Annotated in this window: 24 protein-coding genes and 2 pseudogenes; 14 read left to right on the top strand and 12 right to left on the bottom strand. The window is 38.5% G+C overall.

The annotated features are described in order from the left end of the window. The first annotated feature begins 71 nt into the window (after positions 1-71). From AC5ELV_RS23105 to AC5ELV_RS23090, 4 genes are all read left to right on the top strand, one after another. Positions 72-1,976 (top strand): BglG family transcription antiterminator, encoded by a 1,905-nt coding sequence (locus AC5ELV_RS23105; RefSeq protein ID WP_493432049.1) that lies wholly within the window; start codon positions 72-74, stop codon positions 1,974-1,976. 70 nt (positions 1,977-2,046) lie between these two features. Beyond that, the gene (locus AC5ELV_RS23100; RefSeq protein WP_493432048.1) at positions 2,047-2,631 is read left to right on the top strand and encodes a TetR/AcrR family transcriptional regulator; all 585 of its coding nucleotides are present in this window, start codon (positions 2,047-2,049) and stop codon (positions 2,629-2,631) included. A gap of 111 nt (positions 2,632-2,742) precedes the next feature. Then, the gene (locus tag AC5ELV_RS23095) at positions 2,743-3,090 is read left to right on the top strand and encodes a DMT family transporter (RefSeq protein ID WP_493432047.1); all 348 of its coding nucleotides are present in this window, start codon (positions 2,743-2,745) and stop codon (positions 3,088-3,090) included. A 1-nt stretch (position 3,091) separates the two neighbouring features. Continuing rightward, positions 3,092-3,406, top strand: coding sequence for a DMT family transporter (locus AC5ELV_RS23090; protein WP_307354103.1), 315 nt, complete (start codon positions 3,092-3,094; stop codon positions 3,404-3,406). Between the two features lie 467 nt (positions 3,407-3,873). Here AC5ELV_RS23090 and AC5ELV_RS23085 read toward each other — a convergent pair whose 3' ends face one another. Continuing rightward, positions 3,874-4,599, bottom strand: coding sequence for an RNA polymerase sigma factor (locus AC5ELV_RS23085; RefSeq protein ID WP_493432046.1), 726 nt, complete (start codon positions 4,597-4,599; stop codon positions 3,874-3,876). Positions 4,600-4,798: 199 nt separating this feature from the next. On the opposite strand from AC5ELV_RS23085, the gene clpP reads away from it, so the two are divergent. Genes clpP through AC5ELV_RS23070 form a run of 3 tightly spaced genes read left to right on the top strand, consistent with a single transcriptional unit; the run spans position 4,799 to position 6,393 of the window. Next, entirely contained in the window at positions 4,799-5,383 is a 585-nt protein-coding gene (clpP, locus tag AC5ELV_RS23080; protein WP_013310269.1) for an ATP-dependent Clp endopeptidase proteolytic subunit ClpP, read from the top strand. Positions 5,384-5,442: 59 nt separating this feature from the next. Further along, the gene (locus AC5ELV_RS23075) at positions 5,443-5,649 is read left to right on the top strand and encodes a hypothetical protein (RefSeq protein ID WP_250245017.1); all 207 of its coding nucleotides are present in this window, start codon (positions 5,443-5,445) and stop codon (positions 5,647-5,649) included. Between the two features lie 48 nt (positions 5,650-5,697). Beyond that, on the top strand, positions 5,698-6,393 hold the full coding sequence (locus AC5ELV_RS23070; RefSeq protein WP_493432045.1) for an MBL fold metallo-hydrolase: 696 nt from the start codon (positions 5,698-5,700) through the stop codon (positions 6,391-6,393). Positions 6,394-6,446: 53 nt separating this feature from the next. On the opposite strand, the pseudogene AC5ELV_RS23065 reads toward AC5ELV_RS23070, so the two are convergent. Next, positions 6,447-7,226, bottom strand: a pseudogene (locus AC5ELV_RS23065) (glycoside hydrolase family 16 protein); the annotation flags it as partial. A gap of 464 nt (positions 7,227-7,690) precedes the next feature. On the opposite strand from AC5ELV_RS23065, the gene AC5ELV_RS23060 reads away from it, so the two are divergent. Further along, complete coding sequence (locus AC5ELV_RS23060) at positions 7,691-7,903, top strand: hypothetical protein (protein WP_493432044.1); 213 nt, start codon at positions 7,691-7,693, stop codon at positions 7,901-7,903. A 66-nt stretch (positions 7,904-7,969) separates the two neighbouring features. Here the strand turns inward: AC5ELV_RS23060 and AC5ELV_RS23055 are convergent, their stop codons facing one another. Beyond that, positions 7,970-9,472 (bottom strand): alpha/beta hydrolase family protein, encoded by a 1,503-nt coding sequence (locus tag AC5ELV_RS23055; RefSeq protein WP_493432043.1) that lies wholly within the window; start codon positions 9,470-9,472, stop codon positions 7,970-7,972. 366 nt (positions 9,473-9,838) lie between these two features. On the opposite strand from AC5ELV_RS23055, the pseudogene AC5ELV_RS23050 reads away from it, so the two are divergent. After that, positions 9,839-10,166: pseudogene (locus AC5ELV_RS23050) on the top strand (MBL fold metallo-hydrolase); the annotation flags it as partial. Positions 10,167-10,310: 144 nt separating this feature from the next. On the opposite strand, the gene AC5ELV_RS23045 reads toward AC5ELV_RS23050, so the two are convergent. Further along, entirely contained in the window at positions 10,311-10,886 is a 576-nt protein-coding gene (locus tag AC5ELV_RS23045; RefSeq protein WP_493432042.1) for a TetR/AcrR family transcriptional regulator, read from the bottom strand. A gap of 146 nt (positions 10,887-11,032) precedes the next feature. On the opposite strand from AC5ELV_RS23045, the gene AC5ELV_RS23040 reads away from it, so the two are divergent. Further along, complete coding sequence (locus AC5ELV_RS23040; RefSeq protein WP_493432041.1) at positions 11,033-12,145, top strand: alpha/beta fold hydrolase; 1,113 nt, start codon at positions 11,033-11,035, stop codon at positions 12,143-12,145. Between the two features lie 166 nt (positions 12,146-12,311). Here AC5ELV_RS23040 and AC5ELV_RS23035 read toward each other — a convergent pair whose 3' ends face one another. Next, entirely contained in the window at positions 12,312-12,602 is a 291-nt protein-coding gene (locus AC5ELV_RS23035) for a hypothetical protein (protein ID WP_493432040.1), read from the bottom strand. A gap of 336 nt (positions 12,603-12,938) precedes the next feature. On the opposite strand from AC5ELV_RS23035, the gene AC5ELV_RS23030 reads away from it, so the two are divergent. Beyond that, positions 12,939-13,736 (top strand): class I SAM-dependent DNA methyltransferase, encoded by a 798-nt coding sequence (locus AC5ELV_RS23030; RefSeq protein WP_493432039.1) that lies wholly within the window; start codon positions 12,939-12,941, stop codon positions 13,734-13,736. A 253-nt stretch (positions 13,737-13,989) separates the two neighbouring features. Here the strand turns inward: AC5ELV_RS23030 and AC5ELV_RS23025 are convergent, their stop codons facing one another. The 5 genes from AC5ELV_RS23025 to AC5ELV_RS23005 all read right to left on the bottom strand — a co-directional run bounded on the left by AC5ELV_RS23025 (position 13,990) and on the right by AC5ELV_RS23005 (position 18,479). Beyond that, positions 13,990-15,264: an acyl-CoA thioesterase/bile acid-CoA:amino acid N-acyltransferase family protein gene (locus tag AC5ELV_RS23025; protein WP_493432038.1), complete on the bottom strand. Its 1,275-nt coding sequence runs from the start codon at positions 15,262-15,264 to the stop codon at positions 13,990-13,992. A gap of 60 nt (positions 15,265-15,324) precedes the next feature. Further along, a complete protein-coding gene (locus tag AC5ELV_RS23020) occupies positions 15,325-15,888 on the bottom strand; it encodes a MarR family winged helix-turn-helix transcriptional regulator (protein ID WP_061830185.1) in 564 nt (187 codons plus the stop codon). Between the two features lie 513 nt (positions 15,889-16,401). Then, positions 16,402-16,734: a hypothetical protein gene (locus AC5ELV_RS23015; protein WP_493432037.1), complete on the bottom strand. Its 333-nt coding sequence runs from the start codon at positions 16,732-16,734 to the stop codon at positions 16,402-16,404. Positions 16,735-16,755: 21 nt separating this feature from the next. Further along, the gene (locus tag AC5ELV_RS23010; RefSeq protein WP_493432036.1) at positions 16,756-17,973 is read right to left on the bottom strand and encodes a WXG100 family type VII secretion target; all 1,218 of its coding nucleotides are present in this window, start codon (positions 17,971-17,973) and stop codon (positions 16,756-16,758) included. A gap of 233 nt (positions 17,974-18,206) precedes the next feature. Beyond that, positions 18,207-18,479: a DUF6809 family protein gene (locus AC5ELV_RS23005; protein WP_069291877.1), complete on the bottom strand. Its 273-nt coding sequence runs from the start codon at positions 18,477-18,479 to the stop codon at positions 18,207-18,209. Positions 18,480-18,659: 180 nt separating this feature from the next. On the opposite strand from AC5ELV_RS23005, the gene AC5ELV_RS23000 reads away from it, so the two are divergent. Continuing rightward, positions 18,660-18,782 (top strand): hypothetical protein, encoded by a 123-nt coding sequence (locus AC5ELV_RS23000; RefSeq protein ID WP_493432035.1) that lies wholly within the window; start codon positions 18,660-18,662, stop codon positions 18,780-18,782. 139 nt (positions 18,783-18,921) lie between these two features. Here the strand turns inward: AC5ELV_RS23000 and AC5ELV_RS22995 are convergent, their stop codons facing one another. Together AC5ELV_RS22995 and AC5ELV_RS22990 are read right to left on the bottom strand one after the other, a co-directional pair. After that, positions 18,922-19,713, bottom strand: a complete 792-nt coding sequence (locus AC5ELV_RS22995; protein WP_493432034.1) for an MFS transporter — start codon at positions 19,711-19,713, stop codon at positions 18,922-18,924. Positions 19,714-19,956: 243 nt separating this feature from the next. Continuing rightward, entirely contained in the window at positions 19,957-20,508 is a 552-nt protein-coding gene (locus AC5ELV_RS22990) for a TetR/AcrR family transcriptional regulator (RefSeq protein WP_493432033.1), read from the bottom strand. A gap of 276 nt (positions 20,509-20,784) precedes the next feature. Here AC5ELV_RS22990 and AC5ELV_RS22985 point away from each other — a divergent pair, with 276 nt between their 5' ends. Together AC5ELV_RS22985 and AC5ELV_RS22980 are read left to right on the top strand one after the other, a co-directional pair. After that, complete coding sequence (locus tag AC5ELV_RS22985) at positions 20,785-21,729, top strand: ketopantoate reductase family protein (protein ID WP_493432032.1); 945 nt, start codon at positions 20,785-20,787, stop codon at positions 21,727-21,729. A gap of 635 nt (positions 21,730-22,364) precedes the next feature. Then, positions 22,365-22,952 (top strand): TetR/AcrR family transcriptional regulator, encoded by a 588-nt coding sequence (locus AC5ELV_RS22980; protein ID WP_493432031.1) that lies wholly within the window; start codon positions 22,365-22,367, stop codon positions 22,950-22,952. Positions 22,953-22,973: the final 21 nt, after the last annotated feature.

Raw genomic sequence — 22,973 nt, 5'->3', positions numbered from 1 at the left:
CAAATCCAAAAACAGTTTCAAATAAAAAACTGCACCCCTATGGTGCAACATTTTAAAGTGAGGAGACGCATATGAAAACACAGTATATTGATTTAATTCAATATTTAAGCTCCTCTGAGCATTGGATTTCGTCGCAAAGTTTAGCGGATAATTATGGCGTGTCCAAACGTACCATCAAATCTTATATCGGTGAGATTAATCAGATTCACCACGGGTTAATTCTATCGTCGAATAAAGGCTATAAGATCGATACGGATCAGGTGAACACCTTTCTAACTACCAAACAAAAGTCAATTCCGAAAACCCAATCCGAAAGAATGGCTTATATTCTGAAAAAACTGGTGCAAACCAATCAACCCATTTATATTTATGATTTAAGCGAAGCGCTGTTTATCAGCGAATCAACGCTGAGGGTGGATTTAAAGCTGATCAAGGAAAAGATTTCCAAAAACAGCCTAGAATTGAGCCTGGTTAAGGACCATATTAGTTTGCAAGGCAAGGAAAAGGATAAACGTAAATTAATGAGCAGCATTTTGTATGAGGAGGCCAATGGAAGCTTTATTGATATTGATAAAATCAAAAGATTTTATCAAGAATTGAATGTGGATTACATTCGGAAAGTCGTTGTTGAAACCTTTTCTTCCCATCACTTTTTCACCAATGATTTTTATTTAACCAATATGATCATCCATATCACCATTGCATTGGACAGAATGAAACATGATTTTCAGTTTTTAAATAAGACCGTGAATTATAACATGGACAACACCGCGTATTTAATCGCCAAAGAAATCGCCTTTAAATTGGAATCCTATTTTCACGTGCAATATTCAGAAGAAGAAATCGCCGATTTGGCGATCTTAATTTCATGCAATGGGACGAACATTAATTTTACGCAAATTGAAGTCAGTGACCTGGAGCAGATCGCTGGGAAAGACTGTATTGATTTGGTCAGCGAAATCGCATCCGACTTGGATAAGTATTACTATATCAGTATTGCCGATGCCGATTTTATTACGCGTTTTTCACTGCATGTTAAAAACCTTTTGATGAGATTAAAAAATCATCATTCGACGAAAAATCCACTAACGAACACGATCAAAAGAGAATGCCCGCTCATTTACGATTGCGCTGTGCATGCTTCCCATGTGATTAAAGAAAAAACCGGTCATCGGATTAGCGACGATGAAATTGCTTATTTGGCCTTTCACCTGGGATATGCTATTGAATTGCAGCGGCAAACGAACGTAAAAATCTCGTGTACGGTGCTGTTTCCGCTCTACTACAATATGAATGTGCAAATGATCAATAAATTGCAGCAGTATTTTGGCGACGATATCTCGATCCATTCGATTGTCACGGACGAGAGCGATTTGAATTATGCAACTAGCGACTTTATTATTTCTTCCGTCCAATTGCACAAAATTCCAGAAGTCCCCTATGTCGTGATTACCCCGTTTTTTATCGAAAATGACCGGGAAAAAGTATCGAACAGAATATTTGAATTAAAAGAGCAAAAAAAGAAAAATCAATTTAAGCTCCATCTGGAATCTTTTTTAGACGAAAGACATTTCTGCCACTCCACGGCAAAGTCGGGGAAAGAGGACGTTTTACGGTTTATCTGTCACACCATGAACCAGGATGGTTATACGAACGAAGATTTTTTTACCCAAATTATGGAACGGGAAGCAATGTCCTCTACCGCGTTCGGACAAGTAGCCCTTCCTCATGCGATCAAAATGGAATCCAGCAAAACGGGCATGTTCATTTATTTGAATCCGAATGGCATCAAATGGGATCATTCTACCGTGAAAATAGTTTTATTAATCACCGTCAGCGGGGAGGATCGAAAAATATTCCGTGACGTATTCGATGCGCTCGCCACCATATTGACGGAGGATAAACATGTGAATCTGTTGTCATCCCTCGATCATTTCGATGATTTTATCAATCAATTAATCGCCTGCTGGGAATAATTTGTTGACAATAGTTTCACCTCCCCCTACAATGAATGACAATCATTCATGTTGAGGAGGGTAAAAAATATTGGCAAACTTCACGGATGGGAAATACAATCTCATTTTAAACGCGTCTATCGAAGTCATAACTGAAAAAGGATACGACAAGACGGTTATTTCCGATATCACAAAAAAAGCGGGCATTGCCCAAGGAACGTTTTATTTATATTTCTCCTCCAAAAAAGCGTTAATTCCGGCGATCGCAGATCATCTTCTGACGATTACTTTCGGTAAAATTAAAGAAAAAGCACAGGATAAAGAAAGTTTTTGGGAGGTGTTGGAGGTTGTCATCGACGAAACCTTCAACATCACCGATTCATACAAAGAAATCCTTGTCCTTTGTTACTCCGGTCTTGCGTTCGATCATTCCATGGAAAAATGGGAAGCCATCTATTCTCCTTATTATGATTGGCTTGAGGACATATTATTGAAAGCCAATAACCATCATGAGATCATTCATGATCCTCATCCCAAATGGACGGCCAAACTTCTCATCAATCTGATTGAAAATGCTGCCGAACGATTTTATATTGGACTTGAACAAGAAGAACCCCTGGACGTATATAAGACTCGGGTATTTCATTTCATCAAAAGATCATTACGGGAAATATGAAGAAAAACACCGGAAACTTGTCCTTATTTTTTTAAAATAAAATGACTGACGTTCATTCATTATTCATGTAGTAACTATTATGAATTTACTTAGCGGAAAGGAATATGCTTTATGAACAAGGGTTGGATTTTTGTCATTTTGACTTCTCTATTTGAATTGCTTTGGGTCTTTGGCTTTAATGTTGCCAATACTTGGTGGCACTGGGTTATCATCATCACCATTATTATCATCGATATGCAATTTCTTTCAAAAGCATGCGAGTCATTGCCAACAGGCACCGTTTACGCCATCTTTGCAGCAGCTGGTACAGTAGGAACGGCTCTTATGGACATTATTATTTTCGACGCGGAATTCAGTGTTGCCAAAGGTCTGTTTATGGGGATTCTGGTCATTGGGGTTATTGCTTTAAAACTATTTGACAATAAGCCGGAATTCGGATCGGCAAAAGGAGTTCGTTAATATGGGTTGGCTATTCGTATTTATTGCTGCTCTATTCGAGTTGATTGGGGTCATCGGTTTAAAAAAATTCAGCCTAAGGAAATCCTTTTTGAATTTGCTGATGTTCTTTGGCGGATTTGGAGGTTCTTTTGCATTTCTTTACGCCTCCTTTAACTATCTTCAAGTCAGCATTGCCTATGCGGTCTGGATTGGAATAGGAACTTCGGCTGCCGTTCTAGTAAATATGATTTTTTTCAATGAATCCAAAAGCATTGAGCGCATTATAAGTCTCATGATCATTGTCGTTGGTGTTGTTGGACTCAAAGCAGTTTCATAATACCCGCTTCAACAGAGGCTTGAAATTACCCTGCATCAATTAATTTTAAGATACCAATACAGGAAAGGGTTCAAAGCCCTTTGTTTTGTTATGCAACTTATATTCGCTCTGATTGAACCATAGCAGTCACCCCCAACATTTAATAAAAAGACCGATGATACTTGCTCATCGATCTTTTTATTAAATAATCACTTAGAAGAGATATTATTATTTTCTTCTTTCTTTTCTCCAAGTTTTATCAAAATCGCTATTGCTAGGTCTCCCACCTTATAATGACCTAATAGTTTATCTTGGGGTTCCCTTTTTAATGATAATTCACTTCATTTTTTTATCATTTTCTCTGTACGGAAGCCTTCTTTAATATACTTTATTTTATTCCCAGCTAAGAGCTGTAAATTGGAATGACCGGGAACTTGCTTCATCAGAAACACAACCACTATGATCAGCCCCGCATTTCTCTTCGCAAACTACGCCGCTATCATATTCATGGTATGGGAATCCGTTTGTTTTACTGAAGCGAGTCTCCGGTGCAGCTTATGATTGACGATTCCGATCACCACGTCCGGCTCCATTACATCTTGATGGGAGAGCATAACCATTGCTGCAATATCTCCCATCTGATATGCCGCCGTCAACGCCCTTAGAAAAGTCTTCGAGTTTTCACTTTCTGGTAAGGATAACTCTCCTTTGAGGAGATCCTCCTTGACTGCTTCAAGCGATTTTCGTGCCCGGTGGAGTGTAACTTTTACCGCTCCCTCCGTGGTTTCGAGCATGTCGGATGTCTCGCTAATCGAATATCCAAACACATCTCGCAGCAAAAAAACAGTTCTCTGAAGCGGAGATAAATGTTTCATTAAGGACTGCAACGCTATCTCGATTTCAAAAGATCCATGATCCGGTACAGTTACTTTCGATTGTTCCCTATTCAATATCCGAGTGTAGACTGCTTTTCTCCGTATATCATCAATCCAGGTGTTCTTAGCAATCCGCAGCAAAAGCGCTTGGGGATTTGTATGCTCGAAGCTATTTAACTTACCTAATGCTTTTATCCAAGTTTCCTGAGCCAGTTCTTCCGCATCCCAATTTGATTTTGTAAGCGACAGACAGTAACGTTTCAGGACCGCCTGTAATTCCTCCAAGTTCTCGATGTTTATTGTATTATCTGTCATTTGTATAGAATCATCTATGCGCATAGGTCCTCTCCTCCACGGTCTTATTCTGCCCTTTCCTAGAGCAAAGCCATTTGCTACCTCCAATGTAAACGAACAAGTGGTTGTAAAAGTTACACCTTTTACGCAAATCGTTTTCCCATTGAAACCTCCGTATCTTTTTACGACCTACATTCGTTTACAAGGAGAAATCAACTGAAAACAGGAAATTGGGGGTATCAAAATGAGTGTTTATGTTCCTTATGTTGTTGAGCAAACCGCTCAAGGTGAAAGATCGTACGATATCTATTCTAGGCTCTTAAAGGATCGTATTGTGTTTGTCGGGGCAGCCATCGATGATCATTTGGCTAACAGTATTATTGCTCAATTATTGTTCCTGGCGGCAGAAGATCCGGAAAAAGAAATTTACATGTATATTAACAGCCCAGGTGGCTCTACTTCCGCAGGATTTGCCATTTATGATACGATGCAGTACATCAAACCCGATGTACACACGATATGTACGGGATTCGCTGCTTCGTTTGGCGCGATCCTTTTGCTGGCGGGCGCCAAAGGGAAACGTTCGGCGTTGCCGAACAGTGAAATCATGATCCATCAGCCGCACGGAGGCGCACAAGGGCAAGCCAGCGATATTGCGATTAGCGCGAAACGAATTTTATGGACTCGTGAAAAGGCAACTCGTATCACAGCTGAACGAACCGGACAATCTTTTGAAAAAGTCGAAAAAGATATGGACCGGGATTTTTACATGTCCGCTCAGGAGGCACTGGAATATGGGGTTATTGATCAAGTGATCACTTCTTTGTAGAGTATGCTCAAAACCTAATGATCTGCAAGAAACTTCAAGAAATAATACGAGGTGATATCATGTTAGCAAGCTTACAAGGCAAGGAAGTAACTATTCATTTTATAGATGGGACCCATGTATGCGACGGGATATTGGATCAGGTTGACGAACAGTTCGTTAAATACCTTACGCAATATCAGACGTTTGTTATTCCTATTACATCTATTCGCACCGTATCCATTGATATTAAGGAACGGCAACGCCATAGAGTTGGATTCGCCCCTTGAACCTATTTTAGCATGGGTGGCAATTACATTGTACGGAGGCCCGATATTATGGAAATTTCACAGGGAGTAGAAATGCTTCAGCTAGATTTTCATGGGAATATGATTCACCCTATTCTTTTGTGGGATCAAGAAATGGCTGTTTTAATAGACACAGGATTCCCCGGACAAATGGAAGAATTACGCGTGGCAATGGAAAAGGTAGGCGTGTCGTTTGACCAACTAAAAGTTGTGATTTTGACTCATCAAGATGTGGATCATATAGGTTGTCTTCCTGAGATTTTGCAGGAGTGCGGTCCTAATGTTAAAGTATATGCGCACGAGCTGGATAAGCCGTATATTCAGGGAGAACTCCCACTTTTAAAAGACAGTCACCTTGTGCATCCCCCGAAGGGCAAAGTGGACGATACCTTAATAGATGGTCAGGAACTGCCGTTTTGCGACAGGATTCGCGTCATCCATACGCCTGGTCATACTCCTGGTCATATCAGTCTTTATTTAAGGCAAAGTAAGACTCTTATTGCCGGGGATTCGATGTACAGTGTAAACGGGATTCTGGGGGGAATTCATGTCCCGACCACACCGGATATGGATGCAGCTCGTCTCTCATTGAAAAAGTATTTAGATCTCGACATTGAATCCGTAGTTTGTTACCACGGGGGATTAAGTAATGTACATGTGAATGATCAGATATTAGGACTTAGTGGCGAGTTAATTTATAGCGAATTGAAGCAACCCCGTAAATGACCGGGGTTGCTTTTATAATGTTCATATGAATTGTATCTAATACCCACACTTTATTGATAGACACGCACGTAATCGACTAGCATTTGGGACGGGAACTGCGTCGAGTTATTGGGAGCACCAGGCCAGTTTCCGCCGACCGCTAGGTTCAGGAGAATAAAGAACGGCTGTTGAAATTCTTCGGTGTTCCCGGTTCCATTCTCTATATAAAATTCATTGAACTGCTGCCCGTCGACAAACCAGCGGATATACTTGGAGTCCCACTCGATGCTGTACACATGGTATTGAGAAAAATCCAGATTGCCCGATACCCGCCCGAAGTCAGCGTGGCCTCCCGCATCCCAATGCACAGTACCGTTCACAGAAGGATTGTTGTTTACACGTTCCATAATGTCGATTTCTCCGCATTTCGGCCAACCTACCGAACTGATGTTGCTGCCTAACATCCAGAAAGCCGGCCATATCCCTTGACCGGACGGTAACTTGATGCGCGCTTCCACTTTCCCATAAGTAAATTTTTTCAAGTCTTGAGTTTTGATCCGGGCTGAGGTGTAATTCATTCCGCCGTAAGCTTCTTTTTGTGCCGTAATCACCAGATTGCCTCCGGTAACCTGCAAATTCTGCTTACGGTCGGTATAGTACTGCAGTTCATTGTTTCCCCATCCGCCGCTTCCGGTACCGATTTCAGGGGTCCAATTGGACCGGTTTAACGAAGTTCCATTAAATTCGTCGCTCCACACAAGATTCGAGTTCGGTGCTGCGCTTGTATGCATTGCTGGAAGCAGAACGGTTAGGAGACTGAGCAGCGCAACCGCACATAATCCTTTTCTTAGCATTAGTTCCCTCCTCAATAATAATAATCCAAGTTCTTAGACACTTCAGGAAAATAAGCCTTCAAGCGGTATTGACCATTGAAACGGGGATCACCTCTCTTTGTATTTTTCTTCTTGGACAGCTCATAAATTAGAATCGTAGATAGACGATTGAAAAAATATACCGCTCAAGCAGGAGTATAATGGAAACAAAATCCATATTCAACCTATATTTAAGGTTTTTTCTCAAAAATTACTTTCCCATATAGATAAAGCCGGTCTTTATAAATCAATAAGAAATTTAACAGCCATTAAAACAAACGTAGTAGCACGTATCGAAAATAGTCATTTCCAGCAGGGAGCTTCGCTGGCCGCTGGATGGTCTTTCACTTAGCCAGCGGCAAGCCCATCCCAAGGTTAATGCCATTACCGTCATTTAGACACATCTTTGTAATCATTTCGTCATAGGTACTTACAGAGATCGGTTAATGGGTAAAAGTATGGAAAAACATGCAGATACGCCAACCATCGAATCCCTACAACAACAAATCATCGAACTATCGGCCAAGCTCAAAGGGTACGAAGAGCAGTTCCGCTCCACACGGCTGCTCTGTCCTGCTTTTAACTCCTGTATGATGGCTAGTTTCTCAATCGCATTGTATTCGTTCTTCTTAGACAAAGGAAAACTCCCCTTCAAGTAGCAGTTTATTTATTAAACCTGTCTACTTGAAGGGGAGCATATCAAAATCGGTAGCCTGTTCCGTAATTTATAATAGCGAGGTTACGAACTTCACCTCCGGAAAGCGGCTATCCGGTCCTTTCATTAAGATTCCGCCTTGATTTTTCAGATACCTATCGAAGAAATCCAGCATATAGGCATTGATAACGGAGTTCGCTCTTTCGGGCGCAATCTTTCCTGTAATGCCCAGCATTTTGAAAATCGGAGAAATGAACTGTACGTCGGCAAAATTCAAATGCTCCGTATTTTCGATATAGAGGACTTGTCCCCCTTCGTCGACCGTTTCGCGCATCCGTTCAAGCTCCAACTTTTTATCTGCCGTTACTTGATCCTCCCACTCTCTTGTTGAGCCCATACGGCTAAGCTCTGCATCCGTGTAGACCCGGTTATCCATCACCATTTTTAATTTTTCGAAATAGCTTTCCGAGTTGATGAATAAAAACGGCTTTCGCAGACCCTCTCTGTCACGCAGTCGATAAAGCCCTCCATCAAGGTCTATTCCAACCGCGATTCGCGGATCGTAAGAAGCGTCATAGGCCGTCGCTCCGCCGATGGAATGACCGAACACCCCGACATGACCGAGATCAATCCTCCCTTTTAGACGACTTGGAATCTGCCCCGATTGGATGAGCTCGAATTGGTCCAGCGCAAACGCCACATCGCCGGTTAAAACTTGTCCCAACTTGTCGCGATTTCCTCTACTCGTCTGGTAATCATGATCGGACGAGAATAAGTCGTTGGTTGTGCTGGTCGTGATTCGCCCGTCCGGAAACTCGGTTGCAAATGTATTGTAGGTGTGGTCGATCACTGCCACGATATATCCATGACTCGCGAGATTTTCGGCTTGCGACGTGTGGAGGAACCTGGAAGAGCCGTTGCCGGGATTCGCAAGGATCAGCGGGTATGAAGTCTGTGCCGAAGAGACTTCGACCCCCGAATAAGCATGACTGGATACGTACTTCAGGTGTTGAAAAGTAAACCCGGGAAGGCCATAGTCCGCGGCCATATAACGTAAAATCTGGGTATCGGGAATAAAGGGAGCGTACTTGCCGATGCCAGCTTGAACCGGATACCATACCTGAACCATCAATTCTCTCTTACCATCTCTGGCTTCGTCGAAAATCTCTTCCCTATTTGTATCCACGAAATGAAAAGTTTGCGTTCCTACCTTAAATTCGCCTGTCGGTTCAGGTAGTTTAAATACAGGAAAAGCATACATGAGACCCGCTGTTACGACCAGCATTATCGCTATAGCGGTATAAGCTGAACCCAACATGAATCGTGGGATTTTTTTTGGGCCGTTTTTTTTAAAATAGCTATAACCTGAAATGGCTAAAAAAATGATCGTTATGCAATATGGGAAAAATAGCTGAACTCTGGATCCTTCCACCGTCCAATGAATGACCAGTAAAAGTGTGGCAATCCCGCTTGCAACGAATACTGGAATTCTACGCCGTCCTTTTTTTAATAGTACGGTTAATGCAAACAAGCCGATGTTTGACAATAAAAGCAACAGTTCAAACAGCCTCATCTCGATTCTCCTTTTAAAAAATTTCTATTTTCGTTTGTTCTAATCTTATCCTCCCAGGCTGGCCTAAGCTATCGATTTGCCTTACATCTACCTAACAATTTTGTAATTCGATCTTGCGGTATTGGAGGACTCGTAAAACCAAGGAAGAATCACAAGCACTGTTGACGTGCTGGGTGTACCAACAACGTACACTTATGATGCAACGTCGCATTTACTTGTTGGTGTCTCGAAACCAATTTCTGCGACTCAAACACAATATACGGAATATGTACGTGATGCAGTTTACGGCAATGTGACAACAATTCGTGTTCGTGAAACCCGATATTATGGAAATTTCACAGGGAGTAGAAATGCTTCGGCTAAGACGTGTCGTTCGACAAACTAAAAGCTGTGATTTTGACGCATCAAGATGTGGATTATATAGGTTGTCTTCCTGAGATTTTGCAGGAGTGTGGCAACCATATTAAAGTCTATGCACACGAACTGGATAAGCCGTATATTCAGGGGGATATCCCACTTTTAAAAGATGGTCACCTTGTGAATCCCCCGAAGGGCGAGTGGATGATACCTTAATAGATGGTCAGGAACTGCCGTTTTGCGGCAGAATTCGCGTCATCCATACGCCTGGGCATACTCCTGGTCATATCAGTCTTTATTTAAGACTCTCATTGCCGGGGATTCGATGTACAGTGTAAAGATAAAGTTCCGGCAAGTTACCTTTTGGTGAACCGATGTTGTTAGCGTAGAAGAATTGAACCAGTGCTTCAATTCTTCTACTGTTTCCTCCCTTCAACCCATCTGATGATATATCATTCATAAAAACATCACCCCACGCGTGCTAACTTGTATATAGATCAGACTTTAACTGATTAAAAATATATTCTTGCATTTGATCTAAAAGAAGAATGATGTTAGCATCTTTTCCATTTTTTAAAACCCACTGAATAGACATCATTGAGTTAGCAGCATATAGTTCTGCTAAATACTCCAATGCGATCGAAGTTGAAGAATTCTGTTGCTTTAAATAATCTAAACAAGCCTGAAACAAAATTTGTTCAAATTCCTTACGTAGATCTGCTGTTACTTCATGAACGGCTAACAATGTTGAAATTTCAAGCTTATTTTTAATCATATTATCGGTCACAAGTTCTATGGCATTTGCTACCTTACCCTCTTCCATTGCTTCAAAGCGATGTTCAACCTCAACTTTAAAATCAGAAGCATACTGTTTAACTATTTTTTCTAGCAAGTCGTACTTATCCAAATAGTGGCTATAAAAAGTAGAACGTCCGATAAGAGCTTGATCACAAATTTTTTTGATCGTAATATCTTTAAAATCATGTTGTTGGAGTAATTCAATGAAAGCACGCTCAATAGCTATTTTTGTTTTATAAATTCTGATATCTTCATTCATTTAACCACTTGCTCCTTATGTGTAAGTTTTCGAACACTTCATATATACCGTGTAAGATATCCTACAGATTATGCGATACTAATTATTTTTTATGTAGTAACTATACTCTATAGTAAGCACATACCCAAATTGAAGGAGGACAATATATGTTTAAATCCTATGTCAATAACGAACAGTTCAATCTTCAAATTAATCGTTTTATCAATGATTATTATCAAGAAGATGATCGAGCACAAGCTGACTTGGAAAAAATGATTCCGAAATTAAAAGACACCCATAGCTGGTATGAAGCTTGGCTCAATTTTGCAAAGAAACGCGAAGACAACAAGGACTATGACTTAGCCTCAGTCTACTATCAAGCTGCAGAATTTTATCTTGCAACCACAGACCCCAATAAAGAAAAAATGTATCAAAAATATAGAGAAACATTCTATAAAGGCTTTCATGATTTTGATTATAAATCCTACAAAATTCCCTATGAAGACTCGTATCTTCCTGCTGTAAAATTATTGGCGTCTGGAGCTACGAAAACATTGCTTGTCTTTGGTGGGTATGATTCTTATATGGAAGAGATGCTTAAAATGATGAGATTTATGAAAGGAATTGATTACAATATTATTGTATTTGATGGTCCTGGCCAAGGAACTGCATTAAAAAACGGCCTAAAATTCATTCATAACTGGGAAAAGCCCATATCAACGGTGATTGATTATTTCAAATTAGATCGTGTAAGTCTCGTAGGTGCTTCTTGGGGAGGGTATTTAGCTATGCGTGCGGCAGCCTTCGAAAAGAGAATCGATAAAGTAGTTGCTTTTAACATTTTCTATTGCGGTTTAGATGCCTTAAAAATGGGGATGCCAGAAGATACTTACCAGCGCATAGTGCAACTAGTCGATCATGATGAAGTAGATCAGGTGAATTCATTATTCGAACAGATGATGACTCACAATATTGATTTGCATTGGAAGATTACCAAAGGGATGGAAAACACCGGTGAAGCAACGCCTTTTGATCTCATTAAAAATTTTGAAAAGCACACGATGCAAGGCATTGGAGCATTCATTAATCAAGATGTTCTTTTACTAGCTGGAGAAGATGATCAATACGTACCTATTAGCCGACTCGCACAAATCCAACAAGAATTAATCAATGCTGCGTCTATTACAACCAAAGTATTTACTAAAGAAACGGGTGGTGAGCAACACTGCCAAGCAGGTCACAGGGAGTTAGCATTTAATGAAATGAAGAAATTCCTATAACAAAGAGGTATAAACACTAAAAGTACATCACATAAAAAATTAAGAGTATGGTTAATGCGGATATTTAGCGAATATTTTAAAAATTATGTATAACGAATGGTTTCCCCAAAAGGGGAAACCGTCTTTTTTACGTAAGATTGCCCAAAACATGCCTAGTGTTAATTTCTTAATCTTCCAAACTGTAAATACTTGCCCCCGCTTGAACAAGATCAGGAGATGCTAACTTACCAACGCATACTCCAATATTTTTCCTTTCAGCCATTGAAGTTGGAATTTGAACAGAGCTAACGTTTAATACTGTCTCATCTTGATCTGCATTTTTAATAAGAATTTTATCACCTATGATTTTTTTTATTTCTGGGTAGGTTAAATGATCTAATCCTTTGTTTGTCCCTACTATAATTGTACCTTCATCTTTTGACTCAAAAGTTAAACTAACATCCATTATTTTTCCCATTTTAAACGTTGCCCCTTTTATCATTCTTCAATATAAAGTTCTCCCTTAACATCACGTATACGTTAATCAGCATTTTTTAAACGGATTATGGCATCCCTTAGTAATGTAATCTTTCAAGAGATGTTAAATTAGGTTTATAAACACGCTCTCGTCCAGTAAAAAGATATGCCTCATCAGATCCGCTAAATTAGCGACTTTTTTGTTTTAAAAGTGCTGGCGCGTCAGTCCTTTTTTTAAAACATCAACATGGTTTCCATATATCGCAAAACCGAGAATGGATGGTATAATGAAGGATGATTTAAAGAAATCTGTATTGTAGTGAAGGGATGATTCGTATTGATAGATCACGATAATCTTGAAGAGTATCGAGACCCGATTAATTATGATCTTGAATTTGGCGGCGAGACTAATAAATACAATTTTTATCTTGATATGGCTAGATTGAACCCAGGCGAGGTTCTGGAACTTGCATGTGGTACAGGATTGACAACCATTCATTTATCAAAATCGGGGATACATATAACAGGTGTTGATATTTCTTCATCGATGCTTGAATATGCGCGGGTTAAAGCTCAAGGTTTGCCTGTGGATTTTATTGAAGCTGATGCTCGTACATTCGATTCCGAAAAGCGTTTTTCCATGATTTATTTGACAGGAAATGCATTCCAGTCATTTTTGAGCGATGCGGATCAACGAGCCTTACTCGAAACCGTCTACAAGCACCTAGAATCAAATGGGATATTTGTTTTTGAAACACGAAACCCCTTGGGAACCGATTTATCCAACCAAGAGGAAAGCATCTGGGGAAATTTTATCGATAAGGATGGAATAAAAGTCAAGGTATCTGGGACACAGTCGTATGATTCAAGTAACCAGATCATGCACTGGGTCACGTTCCGTGATTGGGGATCGGAGAAAACAACTTCTCGAATTGCATGTCGCTTTACTGATAATGACACGCTTCAGCGTTTATTAACGAGCCGAGGCTTTTGTATCGAAAATCAATATTCGAACTGGGATAAAACACCGTTCACTCCTTTATCTCCTCCATCATTACTGTTTGTCGAAAAAACATGGAGCCTAAAACGAATAATCCCGGAATGTTCATCCCAACTGTTTAACGACCGCGCGTAAGATATCCATGCCATTCGCATGTTTTTGAAGGAACAACAGGCTATTCCAGTGATTCCCGGAAAAAAAATCGCCGAGTCATCCTAAAATATGATAAGATCGTTTACAAAAAACGTTATTTGGTGGAATGTTCTTTAATAAAGTAAAGAATTTATCGTCGTCTGGCGACTCACTATGTAAATTGGCGTGTACATTGAAGTCTTTTTTTGCCTTGGCAACCATTATGGTTTGGCTTGCCTGAGTTTGAAGACACGCCCTAATTCATAAAAAATTCTATTGTTTTCTGCCAAGAATCTGATTGACCAAAAGAATTTCCTTTTAAAGTACCACCACAAGTAAAAACGCCTCCACCCATTTTTAAGTTCAATGTTTCGCTTAAAGGTATAATAAACGGTATTGGTAATGAGTGACCTAAATCCTTATAGTCTAAAAGATTGTATTTGTATTTATAATTGTTTTTTTTCAAAATACTCATTATTTCTACACATGCCTCGTGAGTATTCCAAATATTATCTTGATGACCTGCAATTAGCAATAAATTCGCATTTGCATTCTCTATTTTTATTCGAGCCTCCTCTTTATTTCTTGCCCTTTCCACACTTTTTTTATATGTAGTAGTAAAACCAAAAGGTATATTCCTTTCTAAGCAATGACGCTGATGGTCGTAAAAAATATAATTATAAACTGGTGTAAATGGTAATGATATCCTTTCATATGACCATGATGAAACATTTTTACCACTCATCAAACCATCCAACGCTTGAAAACAATATGCATGGGGCGCAGAAGCCACAACTTTAGAAATGAAATTATATCGCGATGTCAAAAGTAACGCCAATTCTCCGCCTTTAGATGTACCGTGTACATATATTTCATTAGCACGTGTTAATGGATTCTTTTTAAGCCAAGAGAACACCTTTTCAAAATATTCAAGGGGAATTTCCTCAAGTTTTTTAGGCAATCCCTTTTCATTGAAATATCCAACGGTTAAAATATTAAAACCTCTAGATGCCAATGGTCCTGACAAAAGCGAAAGACCACTTCGTTCACCATCAGATCCACCCAATACTACAATCGTTTTATTATTTGAGTTTTCAGAATAAAATAACTCTCCCATAAATTCATCAGTGACCTGTTGTCTTTTCACTTCCGGTAACTTGAACATACGCTCTAGTCTTATACATTCTCGATCTTGTCCATTTTCACATACTATATCAATAAATACACTATCATCTATTGAAATATTAAGAGCGATATTCCCTCCCTCACTATTAATCTTTTGTAAAGAAGTAATAAGCCCCATACTATCTATATAATCATAAGTTCCAGAATCAGGTTTGTGTTTTGATAAATCAACACTGCCGTTTGAATCCGCAGTAAACCAAGCAAATGATTGATACTTTTCACTTTCTGCCCATGGAAAATGCATGGATGCAGTTATTTTCATTTTGCCCTCTGGTGGTAACCCTGTGACACAAAAATCGATTTTTTCATCAATAAGTGCAACTCTTGGTTGTACTTGTAATTTCATCTCGTAGCCTCCAAAGAAAATATAGAAGTTGAATGGAAATATTGCCTATTTTCAATTCCATCATTTAAAATGTTTTCTCCGCAAAATAAAACTATCTAAAGCTCGAATTTGTGCTCCTTGAAACCCTTCCAGGTCTTCAAATTTATAATTTACGTCTTCCTCAAAACCAACATACTCTTCGTTGTGAGTACCATATATTCTTTTCAATAAACTCCATAACACTTCTAATTCTTCAGTTGTGAATTCATTAAAAATATCTGCCATTAGGCATATTGCTTTCTCACCACATTCCAGCATGACTCTTTTCCCTAATTCCGTGATTTCCACGTTAATGGCACGTTTGTCCCGTTTGCTTGGTGTCGTAATCAAGTATCCTTTATTCTCTAAATTAACTACAAGCTTTTGTGCACTTTGTTTGCTTGTTTCTAACTTTCTTGCAATATTAACAAGTGTCGTTTCATCCTCTGGCAAATGAGCTATTGCCAGCATGATCATGTACTGTCGTGATGTTAATTTCTCAAAATAGTTGTCGCCTTGTATTTGCAACTTATTAGTAACGGAAAAAAAAGTAGCGTAAGTTTGTTGCATTATATATAACTCTCTAAGCGCTTTAGAATATTCCATAAATATATCCTTTTCTTTTTATTGTCACCATACTGACTATAATTACAATAACAGCATTTTGCATTATCGTCAACATGGTGACAATGATATCATTTGGAAATTTCAGACATCAAATAAACAATTGTTATTTTGTATCTGGAATCCCTAGTCGTTATGAACGATCAGCCCGGTCACGTCTTTTGCCTTGCAAAAGCTTTGGCAAGTCCTTATCGCAGAAAGATACCACCAGCGTTCGCCCACTCGATATTGCGTAATATCCGTTACCCATTTTGGGTTAGGCTTTTACTCTACACACTCAGCAGCTAAGTAGTTTCTCCTAGAGCGACGTTTTCGGAGAATTTTGGACTTGACTAAACTTCCAAAATGAATTGAATACAAACGCTCTACAGCTTGAATAAGTATTCTATTCATTTGGTTCACCTCCATTAGATATGAAAAAAACTTATTTCTCCTCATGGTTCGAGGGGAAATAAGTTTTGAATTAAGTGCATTCATTCAGACGAACAGGAGGCATTACCATTCGATTTCTTCAAATAAACGGAAAACCATCTTTTTTTCAAATTCATCTAATATCTTAAACCCAGTTATCTCATCTTCTTTTTCTCCAAGTTTTATCATAGTAGCTATTGCTAAGTCTCCTACTTTATAATGACCTATCAGCTTATCTTGAGGTTCCCTTTTTGAAGACAATTCACTTAACTTTTTTATAATTTCCTCTGTACGGAGGCCTTCTTTTCCGATATGTGTTAATGCATGATATAAAACTATGGGGTTCTTTTCTTCCAGCAAATTTTCTAACTCTTGTATTGAACATTTTCCTTCTTCTATTTTTTTTACTATATTCATTTTGTTCCTCCTGAATTATTTTTATTTCAAGTGACTGGTCAGTAATCTTCTTTCTTGAATATAATTTTCAAACAGCATATTTGCAATATCATTACGTCCCATATCTTCGGCAATTTTTATTTCTCTCATATATGCATTTAATTCCATCTTCACACGATTTATTGTTTGAAAATGGTAACTCATTCCTGGAAATCCTTGTTTTGAATCATCTAGGTAATGAGTATACTCATGAATTAACGCTCCTATAGAAGCATCTTCATCTATTATTAGTTGGCCAGGCCCTCCCTTGCTAGGAGAATATGCCATTGTGTTACCTTTATATATTACTTCTACTCCCTCTGAATGTAACTCATCAATAATTTTATTCCATTCTTGTGGATGTGACTCTCTTCCAGATCCAATAACTTCTTTTAAAGGATCATCAGGATTCTTTCTGAATATATCATCAATATCTGTATTGAGCCCTCTTACAAAAGCAGGGTGCTGTTCGCTTTCTTTTAAAATATTTGTACTTTTAGTAACTTCATATTTAACAGACCCGTCCAAAATATTTTTGGGCTTAATCAGCGCTTTGGTCGTCGTAGAACCTATCATCAAGCCTGCTGTACCAATCAAGTTTGCCATATGTTCTTTTGACCATGCATTTGTGGGATTAAATGCTCCCTGAATCATGCCCGATACTCCAAATGTACCGAAATTGAGCATGTCATTCCACGAATCGTTTTGTTTAGCTGCCCGTTCCATGTACCCTTGATACATTCCCTTCGGAATGCCGTACGACATATAATCTAGGAAGCTCCAGACTGAATCAAATTTTTTCTCATATCGTTCTGAATTAGCTGCTACAAAATCCTGCCCAAGCTCCGTTAAGCTATCCGCCGATTTCTGGAGCGCATTTCGTGTATCTGCAACAGGAACTGCGCAAGTATTCGGTGGAGGTGGCAAGCAACCTGGGTCTAGATTCCCATCCTCCATCATATCTGCTAATCTAAACTTATTTGCATGCTGCCGTAGTTCTCTAGCAATCGAATCTGTTAGTGTAACAAAGTCAGCCATATTCTTCTGAGATGTTTGGAATCTATAATAGAATTGCTCCTTTGTTATCCCCTCCCAAAATCGTTCCATAAACGAAATTTGCTGCGATAACTGACTATTCATTTGCATCGCCGTTTGCTGCGCAAGCTCAAATTTCTTAGAGACAGTTATAAGTTGTTCAGGTGTCACTTTAATGGTTGTCATAATTTACCTTGGATGAGTTCATTAAGACATAATAACATTATTTAAATTTGTGGAAAACCATCTATATTACTAATTGTTATATGAATTAGAAGACTTAATCCCTACGACCTCTGACTTATATATTATTAAACGTTGGTGACCCTTAATCATATTGTAAGGCCTTATAACTATACATTTTTTTAACTTTAAAGTACTAGGATCTATCTTAATTTAAATGATTTTTCTATCAAAATTTAAATGATTTTTCTATCAAATATTTCAACCATCGTCAAAGCACCAGCTTTGTATCCAGAAATATAATCTGAGGCGGATAATATAGAAAACAAAACATCATTTAAATCGGATAGTTCTTCAATTAATTCGTAATCTTGTTCCGACAGTCTTGCTTTTAGTGCTTTCATAGAAGCGGATATTTTCTGATGGACTAGTTCAAGCTCAGGGTTTTTAGGTTTGGTTCGTTCGCTTGGGTACCATTTTCCATAATATAAATCCTCCAAGATACTCATATTCATCTTCTCCTTCGTGATATAGATAGGGTTTTGAGTTCGAACACAGAGTGCATTTTGTCCTCAAAAACAAGGATATCTCAGAAAAAAATCAATACTGATTTTTAGCGAATATTTCACTAAAGTAATTGATGACAAATGCCGAGTATCTGAAATGTGACCAGAGGATTTCCACCGATTATGAACGCAGTGAAAAAGAATCACGTCCACATCGTGGATAATACTGTGTGGGTGGCCGGATTCGGTCCGGTTGCCTATGGGCAATTGCTGGACGAAGTGAATACAGCCCTTCTTGGAAAATAAGCAGGACTTTATTTTTATCGTATGATTGAATGCAAACACAAAGAGCATTGTCCTGTCGACAACATCGGCTTGGACAACGCTCTTTATTTTATTGCAAACTGCCCTTGGAACAGCATCTTCTGTGCATTAAAGTTAGAAGTCATAACAAGCAAAACTCAAAAAAATACTCACTAATTACAAGATTACTGTGGAGGGAACGAATACTTTTTGCCACCCCAAGCCACGAGAAGCGCAAGGAATAAGAGTATGAATAATGCCCATGAAAATGATCCCGCACCAAAAGTTTCAAGTAAAATGCCCCCAGCCATCCCGCCGCCAGATTCCATACGGTCGTGTTAATTGGCATGACCATATCCACTTTGCTCTCCCCTGCTGCCTGAGCAAGCGCCGTTTGCAATAGCGTTGTTGCGCCGCCGAAAGTTAAACCCCATACCGTAACAATGATATAGATTATAAGTACATTGGAGTTGCTAAAGCTCATGGCAATAGAAATAAAGACGAAGGAAATAAGACTAATAAGGACAAGCTTACGCAGCCAACGGTCGATGAATAAGCCAGTTATCCATATACCTACGAGAGCAGCAATGCCAAAGAAAGCCAGCGCCAGACCCACTCTCTCCCCCATCCCATTGGCCGCAAGAAATGGAGCAATATAAGTGTAAAGAATATTATGGGCTGTCATCCAGGTCAGTACAACCAATAGTATGGGCCGAATCCCCGGTGTGAGGGAGACTGCATAGATCGAAGCTTGCTTATCGGAGGACTGTCCCGGATAGTCCGGCACCTTCCAAAGCACCCATGCGATCAGTATAACAGTCAGTAGTGACATGATTCCAAAAACAGACCGCCAACCCATAAGGTTCCCCAGAAACGTTCCCGCAGGGACACCAATAGCCAAGGCGATGGGCGTTCCAACCATGGCAACCGCCATCCCCCTCCCCTTCAATGTAGCAGAGCATAGACAGTGACCAGTTGACCAGCCATTGCCTCTGAAATATAAAGTCCCTTGCTTATTTACTCTATTCCTCAATCGGGCCAGATTGTTGAGTAACAGTTACTGGAGATCTCAGAAGCTATTTTTTGTGGAGCGAAGGGGCAGTTTCGTTCAAATAAAAAATACTGATGCACGTGAATTTGAATTCAACATGATCAGTATGAATAGCCCGGATACTCTTTACTTGGGTATAATCTGATTCCGTTCTAGTATAATCCATAATTGTTCAGTGATTTCTTCTGCGGGATAAGGCATCGATTGCATTATCCACCATTCTATTACACCAATTATTGCGGAGGACCAAAACTGAATGAGAATCTCTTTGTTCATATTTTGATTCATTCCGTTTAATTTCAATTGTTCCCTCAGTCCTTCATTCATGACATTTAATAATTTATTTCGGAAGGTGGGGACTCCTTCATTTATTAACAATGTATGGTAAGTAAAAGAATGTTCCTCCAAATATTTAAATGTTCGCAGTAAAAGTGTTTTAGAAGGATAACTTCCAGACCCTTCAGGCAGGCAAAAAGTAAGCAGTTCCTGTATTTTCCTTTCAACACATTGTTCCAATAAATCGAATTTATCTTTGTAATGTAAGTAGATTGTACCTCTATTAACATCTGCTCTTTCCGCAATTGAGTTAATGGTGATATCTTCAAAATCATTCTCCGCCATTAAACTAATAAGAGCTTCCTCTATCGCTTTTTTAGATTTTTTAATTCTTTTATCCATAAAATTCTCCCTTCAGGATCGTTTAATTAAGAATATCTCTGGAACTGTAAGTATAATGAACAAAGGTCCAAAAAGAAACAGGTGTTTATTTTCCTGTTGATGAACAGATAACTTGAATCTGTTCATTATTGAACAAAAACGGTTTATTTAGCGATTGAAGTAGAGATAGACTGTCGCTATACTTATATAATATACTTTTGTTTAATAATCAACAATTGTCTTTTAATTTTCCAAAAAACTTTAACGATAAAGATTCTATAGAAGAGGAGTATTACGATGAAAGTATTAGTTTATGGAGCCGGCGTTTTAGGAAGCTATCTTGCCCACGTATTAGTTCGAGGAGGGAATGATGTTTCCGTTTTAGCTAGAGGAAAACGATATAAACAATTGAAAGAAGATGGAATTGTTATTCGTCATCATTTCCAACGAAAAAATACTGTCGATGCAGTAAATGTGATCGATCAACTTCAACCTGAAGACCACTATGATCTCATATTTGTTGTGATGAAATACAACCAATTCCCATCGGTCCTTCCGATATTAGCTGAAAACACAAGTAACAATATTGTGCTTGTTGGGAATAATGCTGATGCTGCAAGCATGCAGACATTCCTAAATGAAAATAGCAAAGTTAAAAAGAATATTGCGTTTGGTTTTCAACTTATTGGAGGAACGAGGGAAGACAGCGGTCGTATCATTTGCATACGCGGTGGAGGACAAATGGTAATCGGCAGCTTAGACGGTGACTTATCATTTAAATCTGCATTAGAGCAGACGTTTAAGAATGCAAAATATAAACTAAGTTTTAATGAAAGTATTGATGCTTGGCTTAAAAGTCATATGGTACCGATTGTTGCTATGAACTCAATCCATTATATAAATAATTTTGACTTTAAAAAAATAGCTAAGGATAAGAATGCATTAATGCGGATGGTTTCTGTAATGGATGAAGGATTTATGGTTTTAGAAAAATTGGGATATCGAATTGATCCAGCATTTCAAGTGAAAATGGTTCGTAACCATCGGAATTTAATCTACCACGGTTTGAAAATATTCCACAAACTTCCGGTGACTAAATTGTTTGAGTGCTCCTTTAGTGAGATTGAATCCTTATATGAAACATTTGATAAATTGAAAAAGGAAGTGAATATTTCAACTCCAAATTGGGACGACCTTAAAAAACGATCAACTGCTAGATATAGAGATGAGGTTATTCGTTAGTAATTCTCACAGATAATTGTATATCTACTAAATTACTCTTATGGATTCAATATAATATGCAACAAAACCAGTTAATAGAAGCTCTTTTGTTATTCCATAAAAGGGCGCTTTTCTGGAGTAACGATAAAAGACCAATTTCTCAATTTTAGTGCTGAGAAATTGGTCTTTTAAAATATGTGGTCCTGACCCTACCCCTTTATTAAAAGGTAGCATTTTTATATTTACTTATAGTGCAAAATAACGCTTAAAACAGGTGCAAAATAACAACTAAAGTGACACAAAGTAGGTTAAGTCTTAATAAATCAAACCCTATTGATACAAGGTTTTCTGTCTAAGCATGGAAAACTCGAAATCCTCATGCTACTCCTACTTGAAAAACTAATAATGATCAGCGTGGGTTTTATGTCATTTGGTTGGCGAGACCCCTTTATAATAAAGTTTGATTAAAAATCCTGCCTTAAACAGGATTTTTTGTTCCGCAATCGAGCACCATATTGTTTAGTAACAAACAAGAAAATTAACGCACTCATTTATTTTTCAAAATGAGTGGTTTTTTATAATACTTGACTGAACTATATTCAGTTTTGTACCATTGAATTAAATTCAGTCGCGAAGGATACAGTAGGAGATGGACTATGAAGAGAATATCAAAAGAACCAGACGTAAGACGCCAAGAGTTAATGGATATTGGTTTTGAGTTTTATATGAAAGGTGGAGTAAAAGGATTTAGCATAAAAGATATCGTTAATCGCGCTGGTGTAGCAACGGGATTATTTTATTACTACTTTAAATCTAAAGAAGAGTTCGTTGATGAAATCTTAAATGATTTTATTGTAAACAATATGGAAGAAATCCAACAAATACTTAATTCTAATAAATTGACCGTTATGCAAAAGATGACAGAATCCTTAGAGACATTTTGGGCGTTTGTTGAAAAACTAGCCCCATATAAAAATGAGGATTCGTTTCAAACAGAACAACATTTTCAGCTCGAGCAGAAAGTATTCATGCAAATGCAGCCACTAATACAACAGGTGATTGAAGATGGAGTAAGAACGAGGATTTTCAATACCGATAATCCAATTTTAGCCTCTGGATTTATTTTATACGGACTCAGTAGCATTGCTCATTCAAAGAAGTTAAACCTGAATGATGATATTAAGAAAGAAATGATTAGTTTGGTATTAACCACACTAAAATACAATCAGAAAGAAGACATCTAAAAAATTTTGGGACAAAGGAGA

This window comes from Paenibacillus sp. NMA1017, from assembly GCF_058895805.1.
This window is presented reverse-complemented; position numbering and strand designations above follow the sequence as displayed.